At 69.3% G+C, this 20,683-nt stretch carries 19 protein-coding genes; 8 read left to right on the top strand and 11 right to left on the bottom strand.

All coding sequences use genetic code 11. From position 1 onward, the window contains the following. Positions 1-670, top strand: a 670-nt coding sequence (gene tolA / locus QZ772_RS01440) for a cell envelope integrity protein TolA (protein WP_295522330.1), incomplete at its 5' end; no start/stop codon positions are given. A gap of 18 nt (positions 671-688) precedes the next feature. On the opposite strand, the gene QZ772_RS01445 is transcribed toward tolA, so the two are convergent. The 3 genes from QZ772_RS01445 to dnaE are packed head-to-tail and all read right to left on the bottom strand — an operon-like array spanning position 689 to position 6,314. After that, positions 689-1,828, bottom strand: a complete 1,140-nt coding sequence (locus QZ772_RS01445; protein WP_295522332.1) for a J domain-containing protein — start codon at positions 1,826-1,828, stop codon at positions 689-691. Next, positions 1,828-2,790 carry a prolyl aminopeptidase gene (gene pip, locus QZ772_RS01450; protein WP_295522333.1) on the bottom strand — a complete coding sequence of 321 codons (963 nt, stop codon included), beginning with the start codon at positions 2,788-2,790 and terminating at the stop codon, positions 1,828-1,830. Before pip ends, QZ772_RS01445 begins: the two co-directional genes overlap by 1 nt. Before the next feature lie 11 nt (positions 2,791-2,801). Further along, positions 2,802-6,314, bottom strand: coding sequence for a DNA polymerase III subunit alpha (dnaE, locus tag QZ772_RS01455; protein WP_295522335.1), 3,513 nt, complete (start codon positions 6,312-6,314; stop codon positions 2,802-2,804). Positions 6,315-6,424: 110 nt separating this feature from the next. Between dnaE and QZ772_RS01460 the strand changes: the two genes are divergently transcribed. The 3 genes from QZ772_RS01460 to QZ772_RS01470 are packed head-to-tail and all read left to right on the top strand — an operon-like array spanning position 6,425 to position 9,135. Next, on the top strand, positions 6,425-6,592 hold the full coding sequence (locus QZ772_RS01460) for a DUF2256 domain-containing protein (RefSeq protein WP_295522337.1): 168 nt from the start codon (positions 6,425-6,427) through the stop codon (positions 6,590-6,592). Positions 6,593-6,594: 2 nt separating this feature from the next. Next, complete coding sequence (locus QZ772_RS01465) at positions 6,595-8,136, top strand: cryptochrome/photolyase family protein (RefSeq protein ID WP_295522360.1); 1,542 nt, start codon at positions 6,595-6,597, stop codon at positions 8,134-8,136. Between the two features lie 54 nt (positions 8,137-8,190). After that, positions 8,191-9,135, top strand: coding sequence for a TIGR01777 family oxidoreductase (locus QZ772_RS01470; RefSeq protein ID WP_295522339.1), 945 nt, complete (start codon positions 8,191-8,193; stop codon positions 9,133-9,135). 74 nt (positions 9,136-9,209) lie between these two features. Here the strand turns inward: QZ772_RS01470 and QZ772_RS01475 are convergent, their stop codons facing one another. From QZ772_RS01475 to QZ772_RS01490, 4 genes are all read right to left on the bottom strand, one after another. Next, entirely contained in the window at positions 9,210-10,046 is an 837-nt protein-coding gene (locus QZ772_RS01475; RefSeq protein ID WP_295522341.1) for a class II aldolase/adducin family protein, read from the bottom strand. A 9-nt stretch (positions 10,047-10,055) separates the two neighbouring features. Further along, positions 10,056-11,033, bottom strand: a complete 978-nt coding sequence (locus QZ772_RS01480) for a tripartite tricarboxylate transporter substrate binding protein (protein WP_295522343.1) — start codon at positions 11,031-11,033, stop codon at positions 10,056-10,058. Positions 11,034-11,112: 79 nt separating this feature from the next. Continuing rightward, the gene (mdlC, locus tag QZ772_RS01485) at positions 11,113-12,723 is read right to left on the bottom strand and encodes a benzoylformate decarboxylase (protein ID WP_295522345.1); all 1,611 of its coding nucleotides are present in this window, start codon (positions 12,721-12,723) and stop codon (positions 11,113-11,115) included. A gap of 51 nt (positions 12,724-12,774) precedes the next feature. Beyond that, positions 12,775-14,214, bottom strand: a complete 1,440-nt coding sequence (locus QZ772_RS01490; protein WP_295522347.1) for an aldehyde dehydrogenase family protein — start codon at positions 14,212-14,214, stop codon at positions 12,775-12,777. A gap of 111 nt (positions 14,215-14,325) precedes the next feature. Between QZ772_RS01490 and QZ772_RS01495 the strand changes: the two genes are divergently transcribed. Continuing rightward, positions 14,326-15,240 carry a LysR substrate-binding domain-containing protein gene (locus QZ772_RS01495; protein WP_295522349.1) on the top strand — a complete coding sequence of 305 codons (915 nt, stop codon included), beginning with the start codon at positions 14,326-14,328 and terminating at the stop codon, positions 15,238-15,240. A 74-nt stretch (positions 15,241-15,314) separates the two neighbouring features. Next, the gene (locus QZ772_RS01500; RefSeq protein WP_295522362.1) at positions 15,315-16,115 is read left to right on the top strand and encodes a sulfurtransferase; all 801 of its coding nucleotides are present in this window, start codon (positions 15,315-15,317) and stop codon (positions 16,113-16,115) included. Positions 16,116-16,167: 52 nt separating this feature from the next. Here QZ772_RS01500 and QZ772_RS01505 read toward each other — a convergent pair whose 3' ends face one another. From QZ772_RS01505 to QZ772_RS01520, 4 genes are all read right to left on the bottom strand, one after another. Further along, positions 16,168-17,115 carry a pirin family protein gene (locus tag QZ772_RS01505; protein WP_295522351.1) on the bottom strand — a complete coding sequence of 316 codons (948 nt, stop codon included), beginning with the start codon at positions 17,113-17,115 and terminating at the stop codon, positions 16,168-16,170. A gap of 43 nt (positions 17,116-17,158) precedes the next feature. Beyond that, a complete protein-coding gene (locus QZ772_RS01510; protein WP_294369401.1) occupies positions 17,159-17,710 on the bottom strand; it encodes a flavodoxin family protein in 552 nt (183 codons plus the stop codon). Positions 17,711-17,779: 69 nt separating this feature from the next. Next, positions 17,780-18,202, bottom strand: coding sequence for a DoxX family protein (locus QZ772_RS01515; RefSeq protein WP_294369404.1), 423 nt, complete (start codon positions 18,200-18,202; stop codon positions 17,780-17,782). Between the two features lie 136 nt (positions 18,203-18,338). Next, positions 18,339-19,040 (bottom strand): pirin family protein, encoded by a 702-nt coding sequence (locus tag QZ772_RS01520; protein ID WP_295522354.1) that lies wholly within the window; start codon positions 19,038-19,040, stop codon positions 18,339-18,341. A gap of 169 nt (positions 19,041-19,209) precedes the next feature. Here QZ772_RS01520 and QZ772_RS01525 point away from each other — a divergent pair, with 169 nt between their 5' ends. After that, the gene (locus QZ772_RS01525) at positions 19,210-20,163 is read left to right on the top strand and encodes a LysR family transcriptional regulator (RefSeq protein WP_295522356.1); all 954 of its coding nucleotides are present in this window, start codon (positions 19,210-19,212) and stop codon (positions 20,161-20,163) included. 130 nt (positions 20,164-20,293) lie between these two features. Continuing rightward, positions 20,294-20,683 (top strand): FAD-dependent oxidoreductase (locus tag QZ772_RS01530; RefSeq protein WP_295522358.1); only part of this gene is annotated, 390 nt, incomplete at its 3' end.

Below are 20,683 nucleotides of genomic sequence, written 5' to 3' on the forward strand. Positions count from 1 at the left end.
GCAGGCCCAGCGCGACGAGGAGCAACGCCAGGCCGAGAAGAAGCGCCAGCAGGAAGCCCAGCGCAAGGCCGAGCAGGACCGCAAGGAGCAGGAAGCCCGCAAGCGCGAGCAGGAAGAAGAACGCCGCCAGAAGGAGCAGCAGCGCCTGGCCGATCAGAAGAAGCAGGAGCAGGCCGAGAAGGCTGCGGCCGACAAGGCCGCGGCGCAGAAGGCCGCGGCAGCCGCAAAGGCCGCCGCCGACAAGCAGGCCAAGGAAGCGGCCGCGGCCCGCGCCGCCGCGCTCGAAAAGGAGCGTCAGGACAACATCCGGCGCATGCTGGGTCAGGCCAACGGCGGTGCCGACCAGTCCAGCGGGCCGCGCTCGGGCAAGGGCAATGGCAGCGGCGGTGTGTCCGCCGGCTACCTGGGCCGCGTGGCCGCGCTGATCAAGCGCAATGTGGTCTTCGACCCCAACTCGGTGCCGGGCAACCCGGCCGTCGAGATCCAGATCCAGACCTCGCCGGATGGCACCATCGTGGGCACACCGCGCATCACCAAGTCCAGCGGCAACCCGTCGTGGGACGATGCCGCGGTGCGTGCCGTCCAGCGCGCCGAGGTCATGCCGCGCGACACGGATGGACGAGTGCCTTCGCCCTTCCCCATCATCGTCATGCGCCCCAAGGATTTCTGAGTCCGCGGGCTCGCCGGTTCAGCGGCGAGCCCGGCGCGACGGCTTGGTCGCCGCCACTTCTTCCCGCTCCGAGGCGCTTTCCTGCCGCAGCCACTCGCGCAGCGCGCCCGGCGCTTCCAGTGCCCGCAGGAATTGCTGCAGCCCCTTCTGGGCCGCGACGAGGGAATGCTTGCGCGACCGCAGGTCCGCCTCGAAGCTGGCGGCCGTGAGCGTGGGATGCGACGGCAGCCCGAAGGCCGCCGCCAGCCGCAGCTGTCCGGCCCGCCACTGGGTTTGCAGGTCGGCGAGCTGGCTTTCGAGCAGGCGGTTGTAGCGGGCGATGGCCTCATCGTTCATTTGGGCCAGGCGGCTGGATTCCGCACTCGCCAGCACCTGCTGGATCTCCAGCAGTTCGAGCAGCTGACCCGCCTCATAGGCGCGGTTGGCGCGCTGCATGAGCGTGGTCTTGCGCTCGCGCTCGGCGGGGTCGGGCTCGCGGTCAGGATGGAGCTGGCTCGCGAGGCGACGGTAGACCTCGCGCAGCGGAACGGCCGTATCGCGCGCTTCGGCCTGGGCCGCACGCTCCTTGGCCTGGCGCGTGCGGCGCGCCCGGTGGGCGGCACGGGCGGCTTCGGCCTGGTCGGCTGCGGCGCGGGCCTGGGCTTCGGCGCGGTCGGCGACTGTGGCCGGGTCGTCGTCCGGCGGGGTGTGGGCCTCTGCATGGTCAGCGGGTGCGTCGCCAGACGAGCGCACGCGTCGGCCAACCTGTGCGTCGCCTGCACTTCCCTCGGAGGCATCGGGCGCGTAATAGGCCCGCAGGCGCTGCATCGCCGTACGCCGCGCCACATGGCCCGTGTCCTCCAGCTCGCCGGCCAGTTGCGCGATCAGCCCGTGCAGCCGCATCCGCTCGGGATGCGACAGGCGCTCCCCGCTGGAAGCGAGCGCGTCGAGCCGCTCGACCAGCTCGGCCCGCAATGCGTCATAGGCGTCGTGTAGGGGCGCCACCTCGCGCGCGTACTGCGCGCCAAGCCGCTCGGCAAGCGCCTGCCACTCGGCCAGCCGTGTGCGGGCAGTCTCGATGTCGGCCAGCAGTTGCGCGAAGGCCGCGCGGGGCGAGGCGGCCGGCGCAGCGCCGGGTCTCGCCAGGTCCTGGCGACGTGCGACCTCACCGGCCGACATCAGCGTCGATCCGCCAGCCGGTCGGTCTCCCGGATCAGCGCGTCGAGGATGCCGGGCTCCGAATACGCATGACCCGCGCCTTCGATCAGGTGGAAGTTGGCCTCAGGCCACGCCTGATGCAGCGACCAGGCATAGCGCATCGGACAGGGCATGTCGTAGCGACCGTGGACGATGGCGCCCGGGATGCCGTTCAGCCGGTGCGCATCGCGCAGCAATTGGCCCTCTTCCAGCCAGGCGCCGTGCACGAAATAGTGGTTCTCGATGCGCGCGAAGGCCAACGCGAAATGCGGATCGCGGAAGGGTTCGCTGAAGGCCGCATCGGGCAGCAGCGTAATGGTCTCGCCCTCCCAGATCGTCCAGGCCTGGGCGCAGGCCAGCCTGGCGGCCTCGTCATCGCCCACCAGTCGGCGGCGATAGGCCGCGATCATGTCGTGCCGCTCCTCGGCCGGAATGGGCGCCTGGAAGCCTTCCCACTTGTCCGGAAACATCTCGGAGACGCCGAACTGGTAGTACCACTGCAGTTCGGCCTTCGTGACGGTGTAGACGCCGCGCAGCACCAGCGCGCTGACCCGCTGCGGGTGTGTCTCGGCATAGGCCAGCGCCAGCGAGGAGCCCCAGGAGCCGCCGAAGACTTGCCAGCGCGGCACGCCCACGATCTCCTCCCGCAGCCGCTCGATGTCGGCGACCAGGTGCCAGGTGGTGTTGGCCTCCAGGCTCGCGTGGGGCGTCGACTGGCCGCAGCCGCGCTGGTCGAAGAGCAGCACGTCATAGCGCGCCGGATCGAACAGGCGGCGATGGGCAGGCGAGATGCCGCCGCCCGGACCGCCGTGCAGGAAGACCACCGGCGTGGCGCCGGGCGTGCCGCAGCGCTCCCAGTAGACGTGATGCCCGTCACCCGCGTCCAGCATGCCGGTGGCGTAGGGTTCGATGGCGGGATACAGCGTGCGCAATGCGGTGCTCATGGTGATTGCGTTCAGGCCGATTCGTAGACGATGGCCGCCTGCCCCGCTTCGGCCTGCGCCATCCAGCTGGCGAGCGCCGCATCGACCGGGAAGAAGCGCGCCGATTCACCCAGCTGCAGTTCCACCTGAGCACCTGCGCGCTTGAGCGCCAGTCGCACCGGCAGGCCGCGGTGCACATCGCCCTGCTCCGTCGCCTCCACCTTGGCGGGATGGTCGCGCACGATGCGGGCGATGTCCGGCAGCTTGCCGTTGACGGCGACGCGCAGGTACTTGCCGAAGCGGCAGCGGGCGGTGGCCAGGTCCCACACCTGCTGCACGTTGAAACGCGGCTCGAAGCCGCCCCGGCCCGGCTGCAGCCGGCCGCTCACGATCACCAGCTCGTCTTCCTTGAGCAGGTTGCGCGCGGCGTCCAGCACCGCCTCGTCGGCGACAGCCTCGATGGTGGCGCTCTTGTCGTCGAGCGCGAAGATGGCCAGGCGCCCGCGCTGGCCGCTGATGACCCGCAGGCCGCTGACGATGCCGGCGATCATCTGCGGCTCGCGGCTGTCGATCAGCTCGTCGATCTGCCGTCGCACGAACTGGCGAACCTCGCGCGAGACCTCGTCGAACAGGTGGCCCGAGAGGTAGAAGCCGATGGCGGTCTTCTCGTGGGTCAGGCGCTCCTTCACGCCCCAGGGGGTGACCTCCGCCAGCGGCGGCGCCTCGGTGCTGCAGCCGGGGCCATCGTCCATCATGTCGAACAGGCCGCCCTGGTTGGCATTCGCCTCCTGCGCGGCGGCATAGTCGAAAGCGCGGTCGAGCGAGGCGACCAGCGCAGCACGGTCGGCATGCAGGGTGTCGAAGGCGCCGGCCTTGATGAGCGCCTCCACGGTGCGCTTGTTCATGCGCTGGCGGTCCACGCGGGCGCAGAAGTCGAACAGGCTCTGGAAAGATCCGCCCTCCTCGCGCGCCTTGACGATGCCCTCGATGGCCAGCTGACCGGTGCCCTTGACGGCGCCCAGGCCGTAGCGGATCACCTTGTCGCTGACCGGCTCGAAGCGGTAGCGGCCGCGGTTGACGTCCGGCGGCTCGAAGCTGATGCCGAAGTTCTTGACCGCGTCCTCGAACAGCACCTTGAGCTTGTCGGTGTTGTCCATTTCCACCGTCATGTTGGCGCAGTAGAACTCGGCCGTGTAATGGACCTTGAGCCAGCCCGTGTGGTACGCAAGCAGCGAGTAGGCGGCTGCGTGCGACTTGTTGAAGCCGTAGCCCGCGAACTTCTCCATCAGGTCGAAGATCTCGTCGGCCTTCTCCTGCGGAATGCCGTGAGTCGCGAGCGCACCGGCGCGGAACTTCTCGCGGTGCTCGGCCATTTCCTCGGCCTTCTTCTTGCCCATGGCCCGGCGCAGCAGGTCGGCGCCGCCGAGCGAGTAGCCGCCCAGGATCTGCGCCGTCTGCATCACCTGCTCCTGGTAGACCATGATCCCGTAGGTCTCGGAGAGCATCTCGGCCACGGCCGGGTGCGGGTACTCCACCTCTTCGCGGCCATGCTTGCGGGCCACGAAGCTGGGGATCAGGTCCATCGGGCCCGGGCGGTACAGCGCGTTCAGGGCGATCAGGTCTTCCAGCCGCGTCGGCCGCGCATCGCGCAGCATGCCCTGCATGCCGCGGGATTCGAACTGGAACACGGCCTCGGTCTTGCCTTCCTGGAACAGCCGGTACGTCGGCTTGTCGTCCAGCGCGATGTTCTCGTAGGCAAAGCCTTCCTGGCCCTTGTGGCGCTGCACGATGAACTCGCGCGCGATCTCCAGGATGGTGAGCGTGGCCAGGCCCAGGAAGTCGAACTTGACCAGGCCGATGGCCTCCACGTCGTCCTTGTCGTACTGGCTCACCGCCGATTCGCTGCCCGGCTGCTGGTAGAGCGGGCAGAAGTCGGTGAGCTTGCCCGGCGCGATCAGCACGCCGCCAGCGTGCATGCCGATGTTGCGCGTCATGCCTTCGAGCTTCTGCGCCATCTCGACGACGGTCTTGACCTCTTCTTCCTTCTCGATGCGCTCGGCCAGTTGCGGCTCGGCGGCGATGGCGTACTTCTCCTTGTCCGCCTCGGACAGGTCCTTGGGCGGGTACTGCAGCGTGACCGGCTTGCCCGGCTTGTTGGGAATGAGCTTGCTGATGCCGTCGCAGAAGTTGTAGCTCATGTCCATCACGCGGCCCACGTCGCGGATGGCGGCGCGGGCGGCCATGGTGCCGAAGGTCGCGATCTGGCTCACGGCGTTGCGGCCGTACTTCTGCTTGACGTATTCGATGACGCGGTCGCGGTTGCCCTGGCAGAAGTCGATGTCGAAGTCGGGCATCGACACCCGCTCCGGGTTCAGGAAGCGCTCGAACAGCAGGTTGTATTCGAGTGGGTCCAGGTCCGTGATCTTGAGCGCATAGGCCACCAGCGAGCCGGCACCCGAACCCCGGCCGGGGCCCACCGGGCAGCCGTTGTTCTTAGCCCAGTTGATGAAATCGCCCACGATCAGGAAGTAGCCCGGGAAGCCCATCTTGAGGATGGTGCCGATCTCGAACTCCAGCCGCTCCACGTAGCGCGGGCGCTGCCTGTCGCGCTTGGCCACGTCGGGATACAGGTGCGCCAGGCGCTCTTCCAGGCCCTCGAAGGAGGCCAGGCGGAAGAACTCCTCCATCGGCACGCCGCCGGGCGTCGGAAAGTCCGGCAGCCGCGGCTTGCCCAGCACCAGCGTCAGGTTGCAGCGGCGGGCGATCTCCACCGTGTTGGCGATGGCGCTGGGGATGTCGGCGAAGAGCGCGCACATCTGCTCGGCGCTCTTGAAGTACTGCTCGCGGGTGAAGCGGCGCACGCGGCGCTGGTTGCCCAGGATCTCGCCTTCGGAGATGCAGACGCGGGCCTCGTGGGCTTCGAATTCGTCGGGCTCCAGGAACTGCACCGGGTGCGTGGCCACCACCGGCAGCGACAGGCGCGCTGCCAGCTTGACGGCAGCCACGACATGCGGCTCGTCCTCGGGCCGGCCGGCACGTTGCACCTCCAGGTAGAAGCGGTGCGGAAACATGCCGGCCAGGCGCAGCGCCACCTCGCGCGCGCGCTCGTCGTTGCCAGCAGCCAGCGGCGCGCCCAACGGGCCGGCCTGAGCGCCAGACAGCAGGATCAGCCCGCCGTTGAGCTCCTCCAGCCAGGCCCATTTGGCCTTCGCCTGGCCTTCGCCCCGACCCACGTTCTGGGTCCAGCCGCGGGCCAGCAGTTCGCACAGGTTGAGGTAGCCCTCGCGGCTTTGCACCAGCAGAACGACGCGCGAGGGCGGCGCGTCGGCGTCCAGGCCTTCCATGGCCACTTCACAGCCCAGCAGCGGCTTGACGCCCTTGCCCCGGGCCTGCTTGTAAAACTTGACGCCGCCGAAGAGGTTGTTGAGGTCGGTGATGGCCAGGGCGGGCTGGCCGTCCTTGGCGGCTGCCTTGACGACTTCGTCGATGCGGGTGGTGCCGTCGACGACGGAAAACTCGGTGTGCAGGCGCAGATGAACGAACATTCGCCCGATTGTAAAAAGCCCCCCGGCCCGCAAGGTCGACAGTGATCGGGCCGGCCTTGAACTGCGTAAGGCCAGAACACCCGCTCCCCGCGAACCGTGCTGCACTTCCCATGACCGAGCCCCGAGCTTTCAAGGGCAACAAGTCCGCCCTGCCCGCCAAGCCCTGCGCCGTCTGCGGCCGGCCGATGACGTGGCGCAAGGCCTGGGCCCGCAACTGGGACGAGGTGCGCTACTGCTCCGAGGCCTGCCGGCGTCGCCGTGCGGAGGCGCCGCGGTGACGCTGCGCCACCTGGTGCTGATACTGGGCGACCAGCTCGACCTGGCGGCCAGCGGTTTCGACGGCTTCGATCCGAGTCAGGACGTCGTCTGGATGGCCGAGGTGGACGACGAGGCCAGCCATGTCTGGTCGATCCAGCCGCGCATTGCCATCTTCCTGGCCGCCATGCGCCATTTCGCGCATGCGCTGGTCGAAGCCGGCCGGACGGTGCACTACACCCGCCTCGACGGGAAAGGCAATCGCGGCAGCCTGGCAGCCGAGCTCGAACTGGCCATCCGCACGCACCGGCCGCAAGGGCTGGTGATGACTGCACCGGGCGAGCACCGGGTGCTCAAGGCGTTCCAGGCGGTGGCTGCCGCCGAAGGCGTGCCGCTGGAAGTCCGCGAAGACCGACATTTCTTCTGCACCGTCCGCGAATTCGCCGCGCATGCACGGGGCCGGCGGCAACTGCGCATGGAGTTCTTCTACCGCGAGCAACGCCGACGCCACGGCGTGCTGATGGATGGCGACGAGCCCGTCGGCGGCCAGTGGAACTACGACGCCGAGAACCGCGCCGCCTTCGGGAAGGCCGGTCCGGGCCTGGTGCCCGCGGCGCCGGCCTTCCGACCCGACCCGCTCACTCAGGGCGTGCTCGACCTGGTGGCCGAGCGCTTCGCCGACCGGCCCGGAAATCTGGCCAACTTCGCCTGGCCGGTCACCCGTGCCCAGGCCGTCGAGGCGCTGGATGATTTCGTGCGCCACCGCCTGGCCGATTTCGGCCACTGGCAGGACGCCATGTGGCCGGGCGAGCCCTGGCTATGGCATTCGCGGCTGTCGGCCGCGATGAACCTCAAGCTGCTCCATCCGCGAGAAGTGGTCGAGGCCGTCGAGAAGGCGTACCGCGCTGGCCATGTGCCGCTGGCCAGCGCCGAAGGCTTCATCCGCCAGATCCTGGGCTGGCGCGAATACGTGCGCGGCATCTACTGGACACGCATGCCCCGTTACCTGGAGCTCAACGCCCTTCAGGCCAGGGAGCCGCTGCCCGCCTTCTACTGGACTGGCGACACGCCCATGGCCTGCCTGGCCGACGCCATCCGGCAGACGCTGGAGCACGGTTATGCGCACCATATCCAGCGGCTCATGGTCACCGGGCTCTATGCCCTGCTGCTGGGCGTCGAGCCACAGCAGGTCCACGCCTGGTACCTCGCGGTCTATGTCGATGCGGTGGAATGGGTGGAGTTGCCCAACACGCTGGGCATGAGCCAGTTCGGCGACGGCGGGCTGATGGGCAGCAAGCCCTACGTGGCCACCGGCCGCTACATCGAGCGCATGAGCGCCGGCAGCCTGTGCGGCCGCTGCCGCTTCAAGCCGGCGGAGCGCCTGGGCGACGATGCCTGCCCCTTCACCACGCTGTACTGGGACTTCCTGGCGCGCCACGAAGATCGCCTGGCGTCCAATCCGCGCATGACCATGCAGTTGCGCAACCTGCAGCGCCTGGACGCTGACGAGCGCCGGCGCATTGCTGAACGCTCGGCCGCCATCCGCCGCGGCGAGATCGCCGGTTGACGCACCAGGCCACTGCGCGCAACCCCACCTCTCTTCCCACAACGCCGTCTGCCCATGTCCCAGACCCTGCTCGTCACCGGCGCCACCGGCTTCGTCGGTCGCCATCTCGTCCCTCGGCTGCTGGCGGACGGCCACGCGGTGATCGCGCTTTCCCGCGACCCAGAGCGCGCCGGCCGGGCGCTGGGGCCGCAGGTGCGCGTGGTTGGCCAACTGACCGACATCGCGTCCGACACCTGCATCGACGCCTGCGTTCACCTGGCCGGCGCGCGTGTGATCGGCCCGCCCTGGACGCAGACCCGGCGGGATGAGCTGATGCGCAGCCGCGCCGCGCCGGCCGCGCAGCTGCTGGCCTTGATGCACCGGCTGGAGCGCCCGCCCCGCGCCCTGCTGGTGGCGTCGGCCATCGGCTGGTATGGCAAGGTGGAAACGGGCGACGACCTGCCGTGCGACGAAAGTGCGGCGCCGCAGCCCGGGCAGTTCCAGTCCGACCTGTGTGTCGCCATCGAACGCGATGCGCAGCTCGCCGAGGCGCTGGGCGTGCGTGTGGTGCGTCTGCGCTTCGGCGTGGTGCTGGGCGTCGACGGCGGCGCCTATCCGCCGCAGGCCCTGGCGGCGCGCCTGGGCCTGGGCGCGGTGCTGGGCGACGGTCGGCAGCCCTCGCCCTGGGTGCATGTGGACGACGTGGTGGGCCTGGCCTGCTTCGCCCTGGCCCACGACGAGGTGGCCGGGCCGGTCAATGTGGTGGCGCCGCAGACGCCCACGCAGTCCGAGTTCGTCCATGCGCTGGCCGCTTCATACGGGCGCAAGGCACGTCTGCGCGTCCCGGGCGTGGCCTTGCGCCTGGCCATGGGCGAGATGTCCGACCTGCTGCTGGCCGGCCGGAAGGTGGTGCCTGCCGTGGCGCAGCGGGCGGGCTACGCCTTCGCCCATCCTTCGCTGGAAGCGGCACTGGCGGCCCTCGCAGCGCGCCAGCGCAGGAACGTGGCGGCCTCCGGCTGAGCGGCCACCCGTCACACACAGGCCGGCAGGCGCCAGAGCACGGACCTGCAGTCGACGTGGCCGGTGGCGTCACTTCAGCCCAGCAGGTCGGGCTGTTCCGCCATCACCTTGTCCATCAGCGGCTGCAGCGCGAACCAGCCAGCCCGGTGCGATCCGACCTGCCTTGCCGTCAGGCGTGCGGTCTCCTGCTCGATCTCCAGCGGTGTGCCCGCCGCAGCAGCCAGCAGATACTGCTCGAAGGCCCGCTCCATCCGCAGGAACCAGAAGACCGCCTCGTCCACCGAGTGGCCGACGGTGAAATGCGCATGGTTGCGGCAGATCACGGCCTTGTGCGGCCCCAGCGCCCGAGCGATGAGGTCGCCTTCGCTCACATCGCTGGCGATGCCGCCGTAGGCCTGCATCACCGCATGGTCCTCGTAGAAGGCACAGGCCTCCTGCGTGGTTGGCGGCAGCAGGCGCCCCAGCGAGGCAAAGGCCGTCCCGTGGCGCGAATGGGAATGCGCCGCGGCCACCACGTCGGGACGGGCCCGGTGGATGCGCGAATGGATCGAGAAGGCCGCCGCATTGACCGGATGCCGGCCCTCCACCACCCGGCCGTCATGGTCGATCAGCACCAGATCCGACACGGTGATCCGGCTGAAGTGCAGGCCCAGCGGATTCACCCAGAAATGATCCGGAAGAACCGGATCGCGGGCGCTGATGTGGCCGGCGATGCCAGCGTCGAAGCCATGCATCGCGAAGATGCGGAAGCCGGCGGCCAGCCGCTGCCGCAGATGCAGGCGTGCCGCCAGAGGATCCTCGAACACGGGTGGCGTGGGCCAGTTCAGGCCTGAGGGTGTGGTCTGCAGCAGCACCTCGGGCCTGAGGGAAGACAGGGCTGCGCTTGTGAGGGGATGGGCGACCGTGGCCACGGCAATTCCTCAGTCGGCCTTGACGCCGCTGCGCTGCGCCACCTGCTTCCAACGGGCGATTTCACCGTCGATCTGCTCGGAGAACTGCGCGGGCGATGGCGAGGACGCCGCGGTGACGCCCAGCCCACCCAGCCGCTCCCTGGCCTCCGGCGTGGCCATGATCCGCACCACCTCGGCATGCAGCCGGTCCACCACCGGCTGCGGCGTGTTCGCCGGTGCGAACAGCCCGCTCCACAGCGTGACGGTGGAATCGATGCCCAGCTCCTTCATCGTCGGCACGTCGGGGTACTCCTTCATGCGCTCTGCGGCGGTCACGGCCAGCGGCTTGGCGCGGCCACTGTTGATCGCCGTGGCGGCCGGCCCAGCGTCGATGATGGTCATGGACACCGTCTTGGCCATCACCGCCGTGACGGACTCCATGCTGCCCTTGTAGCCCACGTGCGCGAACTTGGCGCCCGTGGCTTCGTTGAAGAGTTCGGTGATGAGGCGGAAGGACGCCGCACTCGCGCCGTAGTTGGCGTTCTGCGGATTGCGGACCGACTCGGCGACCAGGTCCTTGACGTTGCGGGCGGGATCGTCCTTGTTGACGATCAGCACCAGCGGAAAGGTTCCGGTGAGCGAAATGGGCACGAAGTCGGTCGACTTGTAGGGCAGCGACGAATAGAGCGCGTGGTTGAACACCATCGGCCCGCTGGCGCCCATCAGCAACGTGTAGCCATCGGGTTTGGACCGGGCGACCGCCTGCGCACCGACGATCGATGCGACACCGGGCCGGTTGTCCACCACCACCGGCTGTTTGAGCACCGGCTGCAGCTTCTCTGCCAGGAACCGGGCGATCACATCGTTGGCGCCGCCCGGCGCATAGCCCACGATGATGGTGACGGGCTTCTGTGGCCATTGCTGGGCCGCTGCGGCTGCCGAAGCGGCCAGGCACACCGCGGCAAAGAGCAGGCGGGGCGCACGGCTGGCGCGAAGGAACGGGTTCATGGGTTTGTCTCCTTTTTGGTTGTCGAAGAGCGCACCGCGGTGCGCGTGCGAAGCGTGACGGGCTGGGGTCGAGTCGCTGTCAGGCCACCTCCACGTCGATGAGCGTGGGGCCTGGCCGCTGCAGGGCCTGTGCCAGCACAGCCTCGATGCGCTCCCACCGGTCGACCTTTTCGCCGAAGCAGCCCTGCGCCTGCGCCAGCGCGCTGAAATCGATGCCGGGCAGTTCGATGCCGGGCAGCCGCTCGTCCGCCGCGTAGCCCAGGACGCCGGCAAAGCGCTTGAGCGCCGCATACCGCCCGTTGTTGAGTACCAGGAAGACTACCCGCGCGCCGTGCCGGGCGGCCGTCCAGAGGCTCTGGATGCTGTACATGCTGGAGCCGTCGCCGATCAAGCAGATGACGCGCCGCTGGGGCTGCGCCAGCGCCACGCCGACGGCCGCCGGCATGCCATAGCCCAGGCCGCCGCTGGCCATGGTGTAGAAAGTGCCAGGCTCCAGGATGGGCAGGTACTGGTGCATCACCACGCGGGCCGTGGGTGCCTCTTCCACGATGATGTCGTGCGGATCGCGCAGTGCCGCCAGTGTCTGCAGCACATAGGCCACGCTGATCGGGCTGGTGCCCCGGGCCGGCTCGGGCGCAGGCCGCCTGGCGATTTCCCGCTTCGGCCGTCCAGCCAGTCCCTGGAGCAGTTGCTGCACGCCAAGGCGGACGTTGCCGTGGATGGCCCGGCCCTGCGGCACGGCCGCAGCGGCCTCGGCATCGTCCGTCAGCATCACCAGTTCGGCGCCATCGGGCAGGTGCGAGCCTTCGGTGTCGCGCTCGATGTGGTAGGTGAAGGCCGGCGCGCCCAGAACCAGCACGAGGTCATGCCCGCGCAACTGCGCGCGGATCGCTGCGGCCGAAGCCGGCAGAAAGCCCTGGAAAGCGGGGTGCGACTCCGGAAAGCCCGCGCGAGCGGCCATCGGCGCCGCGAACACCGCGGCCTGGCAGGCCTCGGCCAGCCGCACCACCTCGGGCCATGCGCCATCGCGATCCACGCCGGCGCCCACCACGAGCGCGACGCGCGCACTGGCCTCGATCAGCCTGCGCGCCTCCTCGAGACTCGCCGCGTCCGGTGCCACAACGCAGCTGGCGACGGCTGGCAGCAGCGGCGCGCAGGGCCGCTCCCAGTCGTCAGCGGGCACCGAGACCAGCACGGGCCCGCGCGGCTGCTGCATGGCGATGTGGTAGGCCTTGCGGATGGCCAGCGGCACGTCCTCGGCCCGCGCAGGCTCGATGCTCCACTTCACATAGGGCCGCGGAAGCTCGGCCGCCGCGCGGGAATGCAGGTAGGGATCGAAAGGCTGGATGGCACGCGACTGCTGGCCCGCGATGATCACCAGCGGCGCCTGGTTCTTGAACGCCGTGTAGATGTTGCCCATGGCATTGCCCACGCCCGCGGCCGAATGCAGGTTCACGAACGCCGCATTGCCGGTGGCCTGGGCATGCCCGTCGGCCATGCCCACCACGCTGGCCTCCTGCAAGCCGAGCACGTACTCGAAGTCCTCCGGCATGCCGCGCAGCATCGGCAGTTCGGTGGAGCCGGGATTGCCGAAGATTCTTGTGCAGCCCACCGAGCGCATGAAGCGGTAGAGGGTGTCTCGCACGCTGGGCCAGGCCAGACCCGGAACGGTTGCAACAGGTGAATTCATGAGGGGGTGGTGGATGCGATGAAGGAAGAGGCCGCCGGCAGCGCTGCCGCGTCAGGGCCGGACGTCCTGGTAGACATGCTTGGTGACGAGGAAGTCGTTCATGCCCTCGGCACCGTGGAGGCGGCCATAGCCGCTGTCGCGCTCGCCACCCGTCTCGATCTCGGGAAAGAGCTTGTTGTGTGCGTTGAGCCACACCGTGCCCGAGCGCAACCGGCCGGCCACGCGGCGGGCCCTGGCGGCGTCGCGGGACCACACACTGGCCGCCAACCCATAGCGGGTGGCGTTGGCCCGCAGCACCGCATCGTCCTCGTCCTTGAAGCGCTCGATCACCATGACGGGCCCGAAGAGCTCGTTCTGCACCAGCGGACTGCCCACATCCTCGACCGCGATGAGGCTGGGCGCGATGAAGGCCCCCTGCGCCCGCTCGCCGCCGGGCACCTCGCCGCGCACCAGCACCTCGGCCGAGGCGCCCGCTCCGTCGACCAGAGCCCGGATCCGGTCCCGGTTGGCAGTGTCGATCAGCGGTCCCATGCCGGAGGCGGGGTCCAGCCCCGGTCCCGGCCGCACCTCGCGCATGACCTGCGCCAGTTCGCCGGCGAAGCGGTCGTACAGCGTGTCCTGCACGAGGACCCGGGCAAGTGCGGTGCATTGCTGGCCGGCCAGGATCAGGCCGCCCGCCAGCACGCCACGCACCGTGGGCGCCACGTCGCAGTCCGCAAACACGATGCCGGGCGCCTTGCCCCCCAGCTCCAGCGACAGCCGGGTGAGGTGGCGCGCCGTCGCGCTGGCGATGGCCTTGCCCACCGCCGAGGAGCCGGTGAAGCTGATCACGCTCACATCGGGCGACTCGCACAGGGCACGCGACACCTCCGAGCCTGACTCCGACACGGTATTCACCACCCCGTCGGGCAGGCGCGGGTCGCACAGCAGGGTCTCCAGCACATCGTTGCTGACCAGCGCCGTCTGGTGGGCAGGCTTGACCACCACCGTGCAACCGGCCGCGAGCGCAGGGCCCAGTGAGCGCGCCAGCAGAGTCACGGGCGCGTTCCAAGGCACGATGATCACCGCCACCCCGGCGGCCTCGCGGCGAAGTTCGCTGAAGCAGCCGGGCTCGATCTCGACGATGCGACCGAACAGGTTGCGGGCCAGGCCCGCGTAGTAGCGCAGCTCGGAAATGGCGGCGCGCACTTCGCCCACGGCCTCGCGCAGCAGCTTGCCATTCGTCGCCACGACAAGGCGGGCAATGTCGTCGCAGCGCGCCTCGAGGCGACTGGCGGCCGCCAGCAGGATGTCGGCGCGCAGCCGCGCGTCGTGCTTCCAGGCGCTCCGGTCGAAGGCCCGCAGCGCCGCATCGAGGGCCGCCTGGGCGTCGGCCGCCGTGCCCTGCGCGAAGTGGGCGACCGGCTGGCCCGTCGCGGGATCGTGGGTGATGCCCGGCTCCCCTGCACAGGGTAGCCAGGCGCCGTCAATGTAGTGCTGCGCAAGCCGCATCCGTGCTGTCTCCTGGTGATTTGTTCGCTCGATGACGCCTGCAGTATTGGCAGCGATCCATAAACGATCCAATGAATAAAATCACTTCTCTATACGATCTTTGACATACCCATGGACTGGACCCACCGCCTGCGGCTGCGGCATCTGCAGATCCTCGTGAGCCTGGCGGAGACGCAGAACGTGAGCCGCTCGGCCGAGCGGTTGCACATGACGCAGCCGGCTCTCTCCAAATGGCTCAAGGATCTGGAGGCCGACATCGGCACCTCGCTGTTCGAACGGCATGCCCGCGGTCTGCGGCCGACCCGCGCCTGCGAAGTGCTGCTGGACCATGCCCGCCGCATCGGCGTGGACCTGGACCGCGCCCGAGACGAGATGTCGATGCTGCTGGCGGGCAGCACCGGCTACCTGGCCATCGGCGGCTCCGGCGCGACCATTGCCTCGACCGTACCCGCGGCCGTGCTGGCCCTGCTGGAGGCCATGCCCGGCGCGCGGGTCGACATCGTCGAGGGCACGATGGACCAGTTGATGGAGCGGCTGGACCGCAACGAACTGGACATCGCCGTCGGCCGGTCCCAGCCGCAGTACCTCACGCGCCACGTCGAATGCGAGGAGCTCTACGCCGAGCCCCTGCATTTCGTGGCCCGCAAGGACCATCCGCTGCACCAGCTCGAAGCGCTGGGCTGGGACGACCTCTACCGCTATCGCTGGGTGGTCTTCAGCCACGACACGCCGGTGCGCCACCTCATCAACGAGGAACTGCGCCTGGCGCGGCGCAGCCTGCCGGTGGATGCGCTGCAATCGAACTCGGTCTTCGCCAGCTTCTCGCTGCTGAGTACCAGCGACCTGCTGACCATCGCGTCCGAGCGCTCCATCGCCATGTACGAGCGGATGGGGACACTCAAGCGGCTGCCGATTCGCTTCAGCAGCGCTCCGCCGGTGATGATGTACTGGCGCCGCGACGTCTCGCGCAGCGCGGCCGTGGCGATGGCCTTGCACTGCCTGCGGTCGCTGACGGCCGCGCCTTGAAGGCAGACGCGGCCCTGTGCCGCGCGCGTCCCCGGGGCGATGGCCGCTCGGCGCGCGACTCCGGCCTTCCTACAATCCGCGCCGTGTCCGAATCCGTGCTCAACATCTCCGCCTATCTTTTCGTGCCCATCGACGACCGCGACACGCTGCGGCCGCACCTGCTGGAGCGCTGCAAAGCGCTCAGCTTGATGGGCACCATCCTGCTGGCCGAGGAAGGCATCAACCTTTTCCTGGCAGGAGCGCCCGAGGCAGTGCGCGGCTTCGTGGCCGAGCTGCGGACCGATCCGCGCTTCGCGCCTCTGACGCCCAAGGAAAGCTGGTCCGCCCACCAGCCCTTCCGCCGCATGCTGGTCAAGAACAAGCGCGAGATCATCCGCATGGACCATCCGGCCATCCGCCCTTCCGCTGGCCGTGCGCCGGCGGTGGACGCGCCCACGCTGCGCCGCTGGCTGGACCAGGGGCACGACGACGCCGGCCAGGCGGTGGTGATGCTGGACACCCGCAATGCCTTCGAGGTGGACTACGGCACCTTCGAGGACGCCATCGACTGGCGCATCGGCAAGTTCAGCGAGTTCCCGGCGGCGGTGCAGGCGCACCGCGACCAGCTGGAGGGCAAGACGGTGGTGAGCTTCTGCACCGGCGGCATCCGCTGCGAGAAGGCGGCCATCTACATGCACGAGCTGGGGCTGACCAACGTGCTGCAGCTCGAAGGCGGCATCCTCAAGTACTTCGAGGAAGTGGGCGGCGCGCATTACCGCGGCGACTGCTTCGTCTTCGATGGCCGCGAGGCCCTGGCGCCGGACCTGAGCGCGCGCTCGTCGCATGCGAGCGCACGGGCCTTCGAGGACCCGGATCTGCCGATCAAGCAGGGTTGAGGGCGGCAAGGTCGGGCGGCTCCACGGCCCGTCGTCAAACCTGCCCGCCTGCTCAAGCCTTGGAATTGCCCTCGGGCTCCGCCGCACTCGTCTGCGATTGCGTCTTGAAGGGATGGTCCGGCAAGGGGATGAACTCCGTCTCGCCAGGCACATGGCCCATGCGCTGCGCCTCCCAGTCCGCACCGGCCTGCAGGATGCGCTCGCGACTGCTGGAGACGAAGTTCCAGCTCATGAAGCGCGGGCCGTCGAGCGGTGCACCGCCCACCACCACCAGGCGCCGGGCACCGTCGGCCGTGATGCGCACCGAGGTTCGCTCGCCCGCGGCGGCATCCTCGTCGGGCAGCACGCCCATGGTGTGCTGCGGCAGCGGCTCGCCGTCCAGCAGCACGTCGCCGTCGACGGCATAGATGGCCATCTGCGGCGCGAGCGGCGGCAGCGTGAAGGCACCGCCGGCCGGCAGGGCGATGTCCAGATAGAGCGTGGGCATCAAGGTGGGCACCGGCGAGCGCAGGCCGAAGGCCTCGCCCACCAGCACGCGGACGGGCACGCCGTCCACCACGGTTGCCGGGATGTCCGCGACGGCCGTGTGCGAGAAGCTGGGTTCGACCTCCTCATGCTCGCGGGGCAGCGCGCACCACAGCTGCAGGCCGTGGTTGACGTAGGTCTCGGTCTTGAGCGCCTCGGGCTTGCGCTCGGAATGCACGATGCCGCGGCCCGCGGTCATCCAGTTGATGGCGCCGGGGCGGATCTCCTGTTCGGTGCCCAGGCTGTCGCGGTGCATCATCGCGCCCTCGAACAGATAGGTGACCGTGGCGAGGCCGATGTGCGGGTGGGGCCGCACGTCGTGCTGGTCCTCCGGCGTCTCGGTAGCCGGACCGAAATGGTCGAAGAAGACGAAGGGGCCGACCGCGCGGCGTTGCGCGGCCGGCAGCACGCGGCGAACCTGGAAGCCGCCGCCCAGATCCTTGGCATGCGGATGGAGCGTGAGAAGGTCGGACATGGCGGCTCTCCGGTTCAGTTGGCGTGCAGGGGATGAAGAAGGATCAGGCCAGCAGCTTCAACGCGCCTTGCAGGCGCTCGCCGAAGGCGCGGGCGGTCTGCAGGTCGCCAGCCGGGATCTCGGCGGGGCTGGCGTCCGCGGGCGAGGTGGTCATCAGGCCACCGAAGCCACCGACGTAGTTGAGCGAGTCGCGGCTGGATTCCTTCTTGTTGCTCGGCACGATGCCCAGGCCAGCCCACAGGCCGCCATGCTGCATGGCCAGCTGCCAGAAGTAGGCGATGGTGGCGAACTTGTCGCCGTTCATGGTGGCGCTGTTGGTGAAGCCGGCGAAGAGCTTGTCCTTCCAGCCCTGGACGAACCAGACCTTGGAGGAAGCGTCGGCGAACTTCTTGAACTGCCAGCTGGGGGCGCCCATGTAGGTCGGCGCGCCGAAGACGATCAGCTTGGCCGCAGCCAGCGTTTCCCAGCCGCCTTCGGGCAGGTTGCCATCCGCGTCGATGGCGATCACGGCGGCATTGGCGCCTTCTGCGACGGCCTGGGCGACGCGCTGGGTGTGGCCGTAGCCGGAGTGGTAGACGATGGCGATGTCGGTCATGGGAGTTCCAGGTTCAGAAAAGGAATTGAAAAAGATGGGCCGTGGCGCCAGCACCGCGGCCCGCGGGCATCACTTCTTGTCGATGCTGAAACGGCCGGGGCCGAAGGCAAAGAAGGCCAGGAAGCCGCCGGCAATGGCGAAGTTCTTGAAGAAGTTGGTCTTCTGGGCCATCACCATTTCGGGGGGCACGTTCCAGAAGGCATGGCCCAGGAAGGCGGTGGCGACGGTGAACACGGCCAGGATGATGGCCATCAGGCGCGTCTTGAAGCCGACCAGGAAGAGCAGACAGACCAGCAGTTCGACCACCACGGCGATCACCGCTGCCACCTCGGGCATGGGCACGCCGATCTTGCCGAAATAGCCGACGGTGCCGGCAAAGCCGGTGAGCTTGCTCCAGCCGGCGGGCAGGAACAGCAGTGCGATGAGCACGCGGCCGACCAGGGCCGCGGCGTCCTGGGTCGGGGTGGTGTTGGAGGTCTGGGTGATGGCCATGGAAGTAGCTCCTTGCGTTGAAAAATCGGTTTGGACAGATTGGAAGCAATGAACGATGCCGCCGCATGACGGATGGCACCGCGAAGGGAATCGATGAAGAAACGGCCCGCACAGGGCGGGCCGTCTCATTCTGCGATCAAGGCGCCAGGTCGAACACCAGCACCTCGGCGTCCCGGCCGCCGGCCAGGCTCAGCTGCGACTCGGCCGCGATCATCGCCGCATCGCCGCCCTGAAGGCGCTGGCCGTTGACCTCCAGCGCACCGCGGATCAGGTGCACATAGGCCTTGCGGGCCGGGTCGAGCTTGAGCTCGGCCGTCTCACCGCCGTCGAACAGGCCGGCATAGAGCCGCGCGTCGGCATGCATGCTCACGGCGGCGGCTTCGCCTTCGGGCGCCGCCACCAGGGCCAGCTTGCCGCGCTTGTCGGCCACGTCGACCGGCTTCTGCTCATAGCCCGGCGGGATGCCGCGCACGTTCGGCTCGATCCAGATCTGCAGGAAGTGCGTGGTCTGGTCAGCCTTGTGGTTGAACTCGCTGTGCATCACCCCCCGACCGGCGCTCATGCGCTGCACGTCGCCGGGCGGGATGGATTCGACGTTGCCCATGCTGTCCTTGTGGGCCAGCTCGCCGTCGAGCACGTAGCTGATGATCTCCATGTCGCGGTGGCCGTGGGTGCCGAAGCCGGCGCCGGCGGCCACGCGGTCCTCGTTGATCACCCGCAGGTTGCCCCAGCCCATGAAGGCGGGGTCGTAGTAGCCGGCGAACGAGAAGCTGTGAAAGGACTTGAGCCAGCCATGGTCGGCATAGCCACGTTCCTGGGACTTGCGGATCTGCAGCATGATGTTGAACTCCTTCGAATGGGGCTGGCGGTGGCGCCTGTTGCGCTGGCCTTCCCGGTAGGCGGCACCGAACTGCGCCGCGATGGAATGAACTTTAGGCCGCTCCGCCCGGCTTGAAATCGCAGCGCATTGAAGACTCCATTCAAAATTTCTGAATGACAATCCGGGCATGCCCACTGCCCGCGAAGTCCTCACCCCCGACGCCCTGGCCATGCTGCAGACCGTGGTCGACCGCGGCAGCTTCGCCGCGGCGGCGCGCAGCCTGGGCCTGGTGCCTTCGGCCCTCACCTACCGCGTGCGGCAGATCGAGGACGCGCTGGACGTGCTGCTGTTCGACCGCAGCGCCCGCCAGGCCAAACTGACCGAGGCGGGCCGCGAACTGCTGCGCGATGCGGTGCGGCTGTTGGGCGAGATCGACGCGGTGGCGAACCGCGTGCGCCGCATCGCCACGGGCTGGGAACCTCAGCTGACCATCGCCATCGACAGCGTGATCGCCCGCGACCCGCTCTACGACCTGGTGGGCGCCTTCTATGCCCTGGCGCCACCCACGCGGCTGAAGCTGCGCGACGAGACCCTGCTGGGGACCATCGAGGCGCTGACCAGCGGCCAGGCCGACCTGGCCATCGGCTCGGTGCTCGACGCGGACGGGCTGGGCTTCACCGGCACCGGCATCCGCAGCTGTGTGCTGGGTCAGCTGTCCTTCGTCTATGCCGTGGCACCGAACCATCCGCTTACGCGCACTAGCCTGCCCGTCACCGAGGCCATGATGCGCCAGCATCGCGCCGTCGCCGCCGCCGATTCGGCGCGGCTGTCGCAAGGCATGAACGTCAACCTGCTGGCCGGGCAAGACGTGCTCACCGTGCCCACCATGCAGGCCAAGCTGCATGCCCAGCTGCACGGGCTGGGTGCCGGCTTCCTGCCGGAGCCGATGGCCCGGCCCTATGTGGAGGCCGGGCACCTGGTTGCGCTCCCCACCGAACGCGCCGCCCCCACCACCAACATGCATGCCGCATGGCGCGTGCGCAGTGCCGCCCAGCCGGGCCTGGCGCTGCAGTGGTGGCTGTCGCAGTTCGAGCATGCGGGCACGCGCGAGGCCCTGCTGACGCAACACCGCGGCCGCTGAAGGCGAGGCCACTGGCCGGCGGCCCGACCGTACCGGGGACAAACCCGGTCGCCCTGCGTTGGCGCAGCATGGGGCGTCTGCGGTGCGGTTAGAGTCGCACGACCATCCCGCTGCCCGCCCACCCGCCGCCATGCCCCTCACCGACGCCGCCCGCCCCGAGTCCCAACCCCGCCGCATCGCCATCGTGGGCGCCGGCATCGCCGGCCTCGCGGCGGCGCGCACGCTGGTGCAGGCCGGCCTGGAAGTGGCGGTGTTCGAGCAGGCGTCCACGCCCGGCGGGCGGCTGGCCAGCCTGGACAGCCGCACCGGCAGCTTCGACACCGGCGCCCAGTACTTCACCGTCCGTGACGCGCGCTTTCGCCAGGCGCTGGACGCCACCGCCGCGCCCTGCCGCCGCTGGAGCGCCAACGCCGTGCGCGTGCTCGATGCCCTGGGCCGGGTGGTCGAAGCCTCGCTGCCGGGCCTGGAGCCGCACTGGGTCGGCCTGCCCCGCATGGACGCCCTGGCCGCACACTGGTCG

It is taken from the genome of uncultured Pseudacidovorax sp. (genome assembly GCF_913773995.1).
Lineage (GTDB): Bacteria > Pseudomonadota > Gammaproteobacteria > Burkholderiales > Burkholderiaceae_C > Xenophilus.

What these genes read in the sequence shown, in the direction of transcription:
- QZ772_RS01505 (WP_295522351.1), bottom strand. Translation starts at nt 17,115, where the DNA reads ATGTCCGACCTTCTCACGCTCCATCCGCATGCCAAGGATCTGGGCGGC.
- QZ772_RS01515 (WP_294369404.1), bottom strand. Translation starts at nt 18,202, where the DNA reads ATGGCCATCACCCAGACCTCCAACACCACCCCGACCCAGGACGCCGCG.
- QZ772_RS01510 (WP_294369401.1), bottom strand. Translation starts at nt 17,710, where the DNA reads ATGACCGACATCGCCATCGTCTACCACTCCGGCTACGGCCACACCCAG.
- QZ772_RS01495 (WP_295522349.1), top strand. Translation starts at nt 14,326, where the DNA reads ATGGACTGGACCCACCGCCTGCGGCTGCGGCATCTGCAGATCCTCGTG.
- dnaE (WP_295522335.1), bottom strand. Translation starts at nt 6,314, where the DNA reads ATGTTCGTTCATCTGCGCCTGCACACCGAGTTTTCCGTCGTCGACGGC.
- QZ772_RS01460 (WP_295522337.1), top strand. Translation starts at nt 6,425, where the DNA reads ATGACCGAGCCCCGAGCTTTCAAGGGCAACAAGTCCGCCCTGCCCGCC.
- QZ772_RS01525 (WP_295522356.1), top strand. Translation starts at nt 19,210, where the DNA reads ATGCCCACTGCCCGCGAAGTCCTCACCCCCGACGCCCTGGCCATGCTG.
- mdlC (WP_295522345.1), bottom strand. Translation starts at nt 12,723, where the DNA reads ATGAATTCACCTGTTGCAACCGTTCCGGGTCTGGCCTGGCCCAGCGTG.
- pip (WP_295522333.1), bottom strand. Translation starts at nt 2,790, where the DNA reads ATGAGCACCGCATTGCGCACGCTGTATCCCGCCATCGAACCCTACGCC.
- QZ772_RS01470 (WP_295522339.1), top strand. Translation starts at nt 8,191, where the DNA reads ATGTCCCAGACCCTGCTCGTCACCGGCGCCACCGGCTTCGTCGGTCGC.
- QZ772_RS01520 (WP_295522354.1), bottom strand. Translation starts at nt 19,040, where the DNA reads ATGCTGCAGATCCGCAAGTCCCAGGAACGTGGCTATGCCGACCATGGC.
- QZ772_RS01490 (WP_295522347.1), bottom strand. Translation starts at nt 14,214, where the DNA reads ATGCGGCTTGCGCAGCACTACATTGACGGCGCCTGGCTACCCTGTGCA.
- QZ772_RS01445 (WP_295522332.1), bottom strand. Translation starts at nt 1,828, where the DNA reads ATGTCGGCCGGTGAGGTCGCACGTCGCCAGGACCTGGCGAGACCCGGC.
- QZ772_RS01480 (WP_295522343.1), bottom strand. Translation starts at nt 11,033, where the DNA reads ATGAACCCGTTCCTTCGCGCCAGCCGTGCGCCCCGCCTGCTCTTTGCC.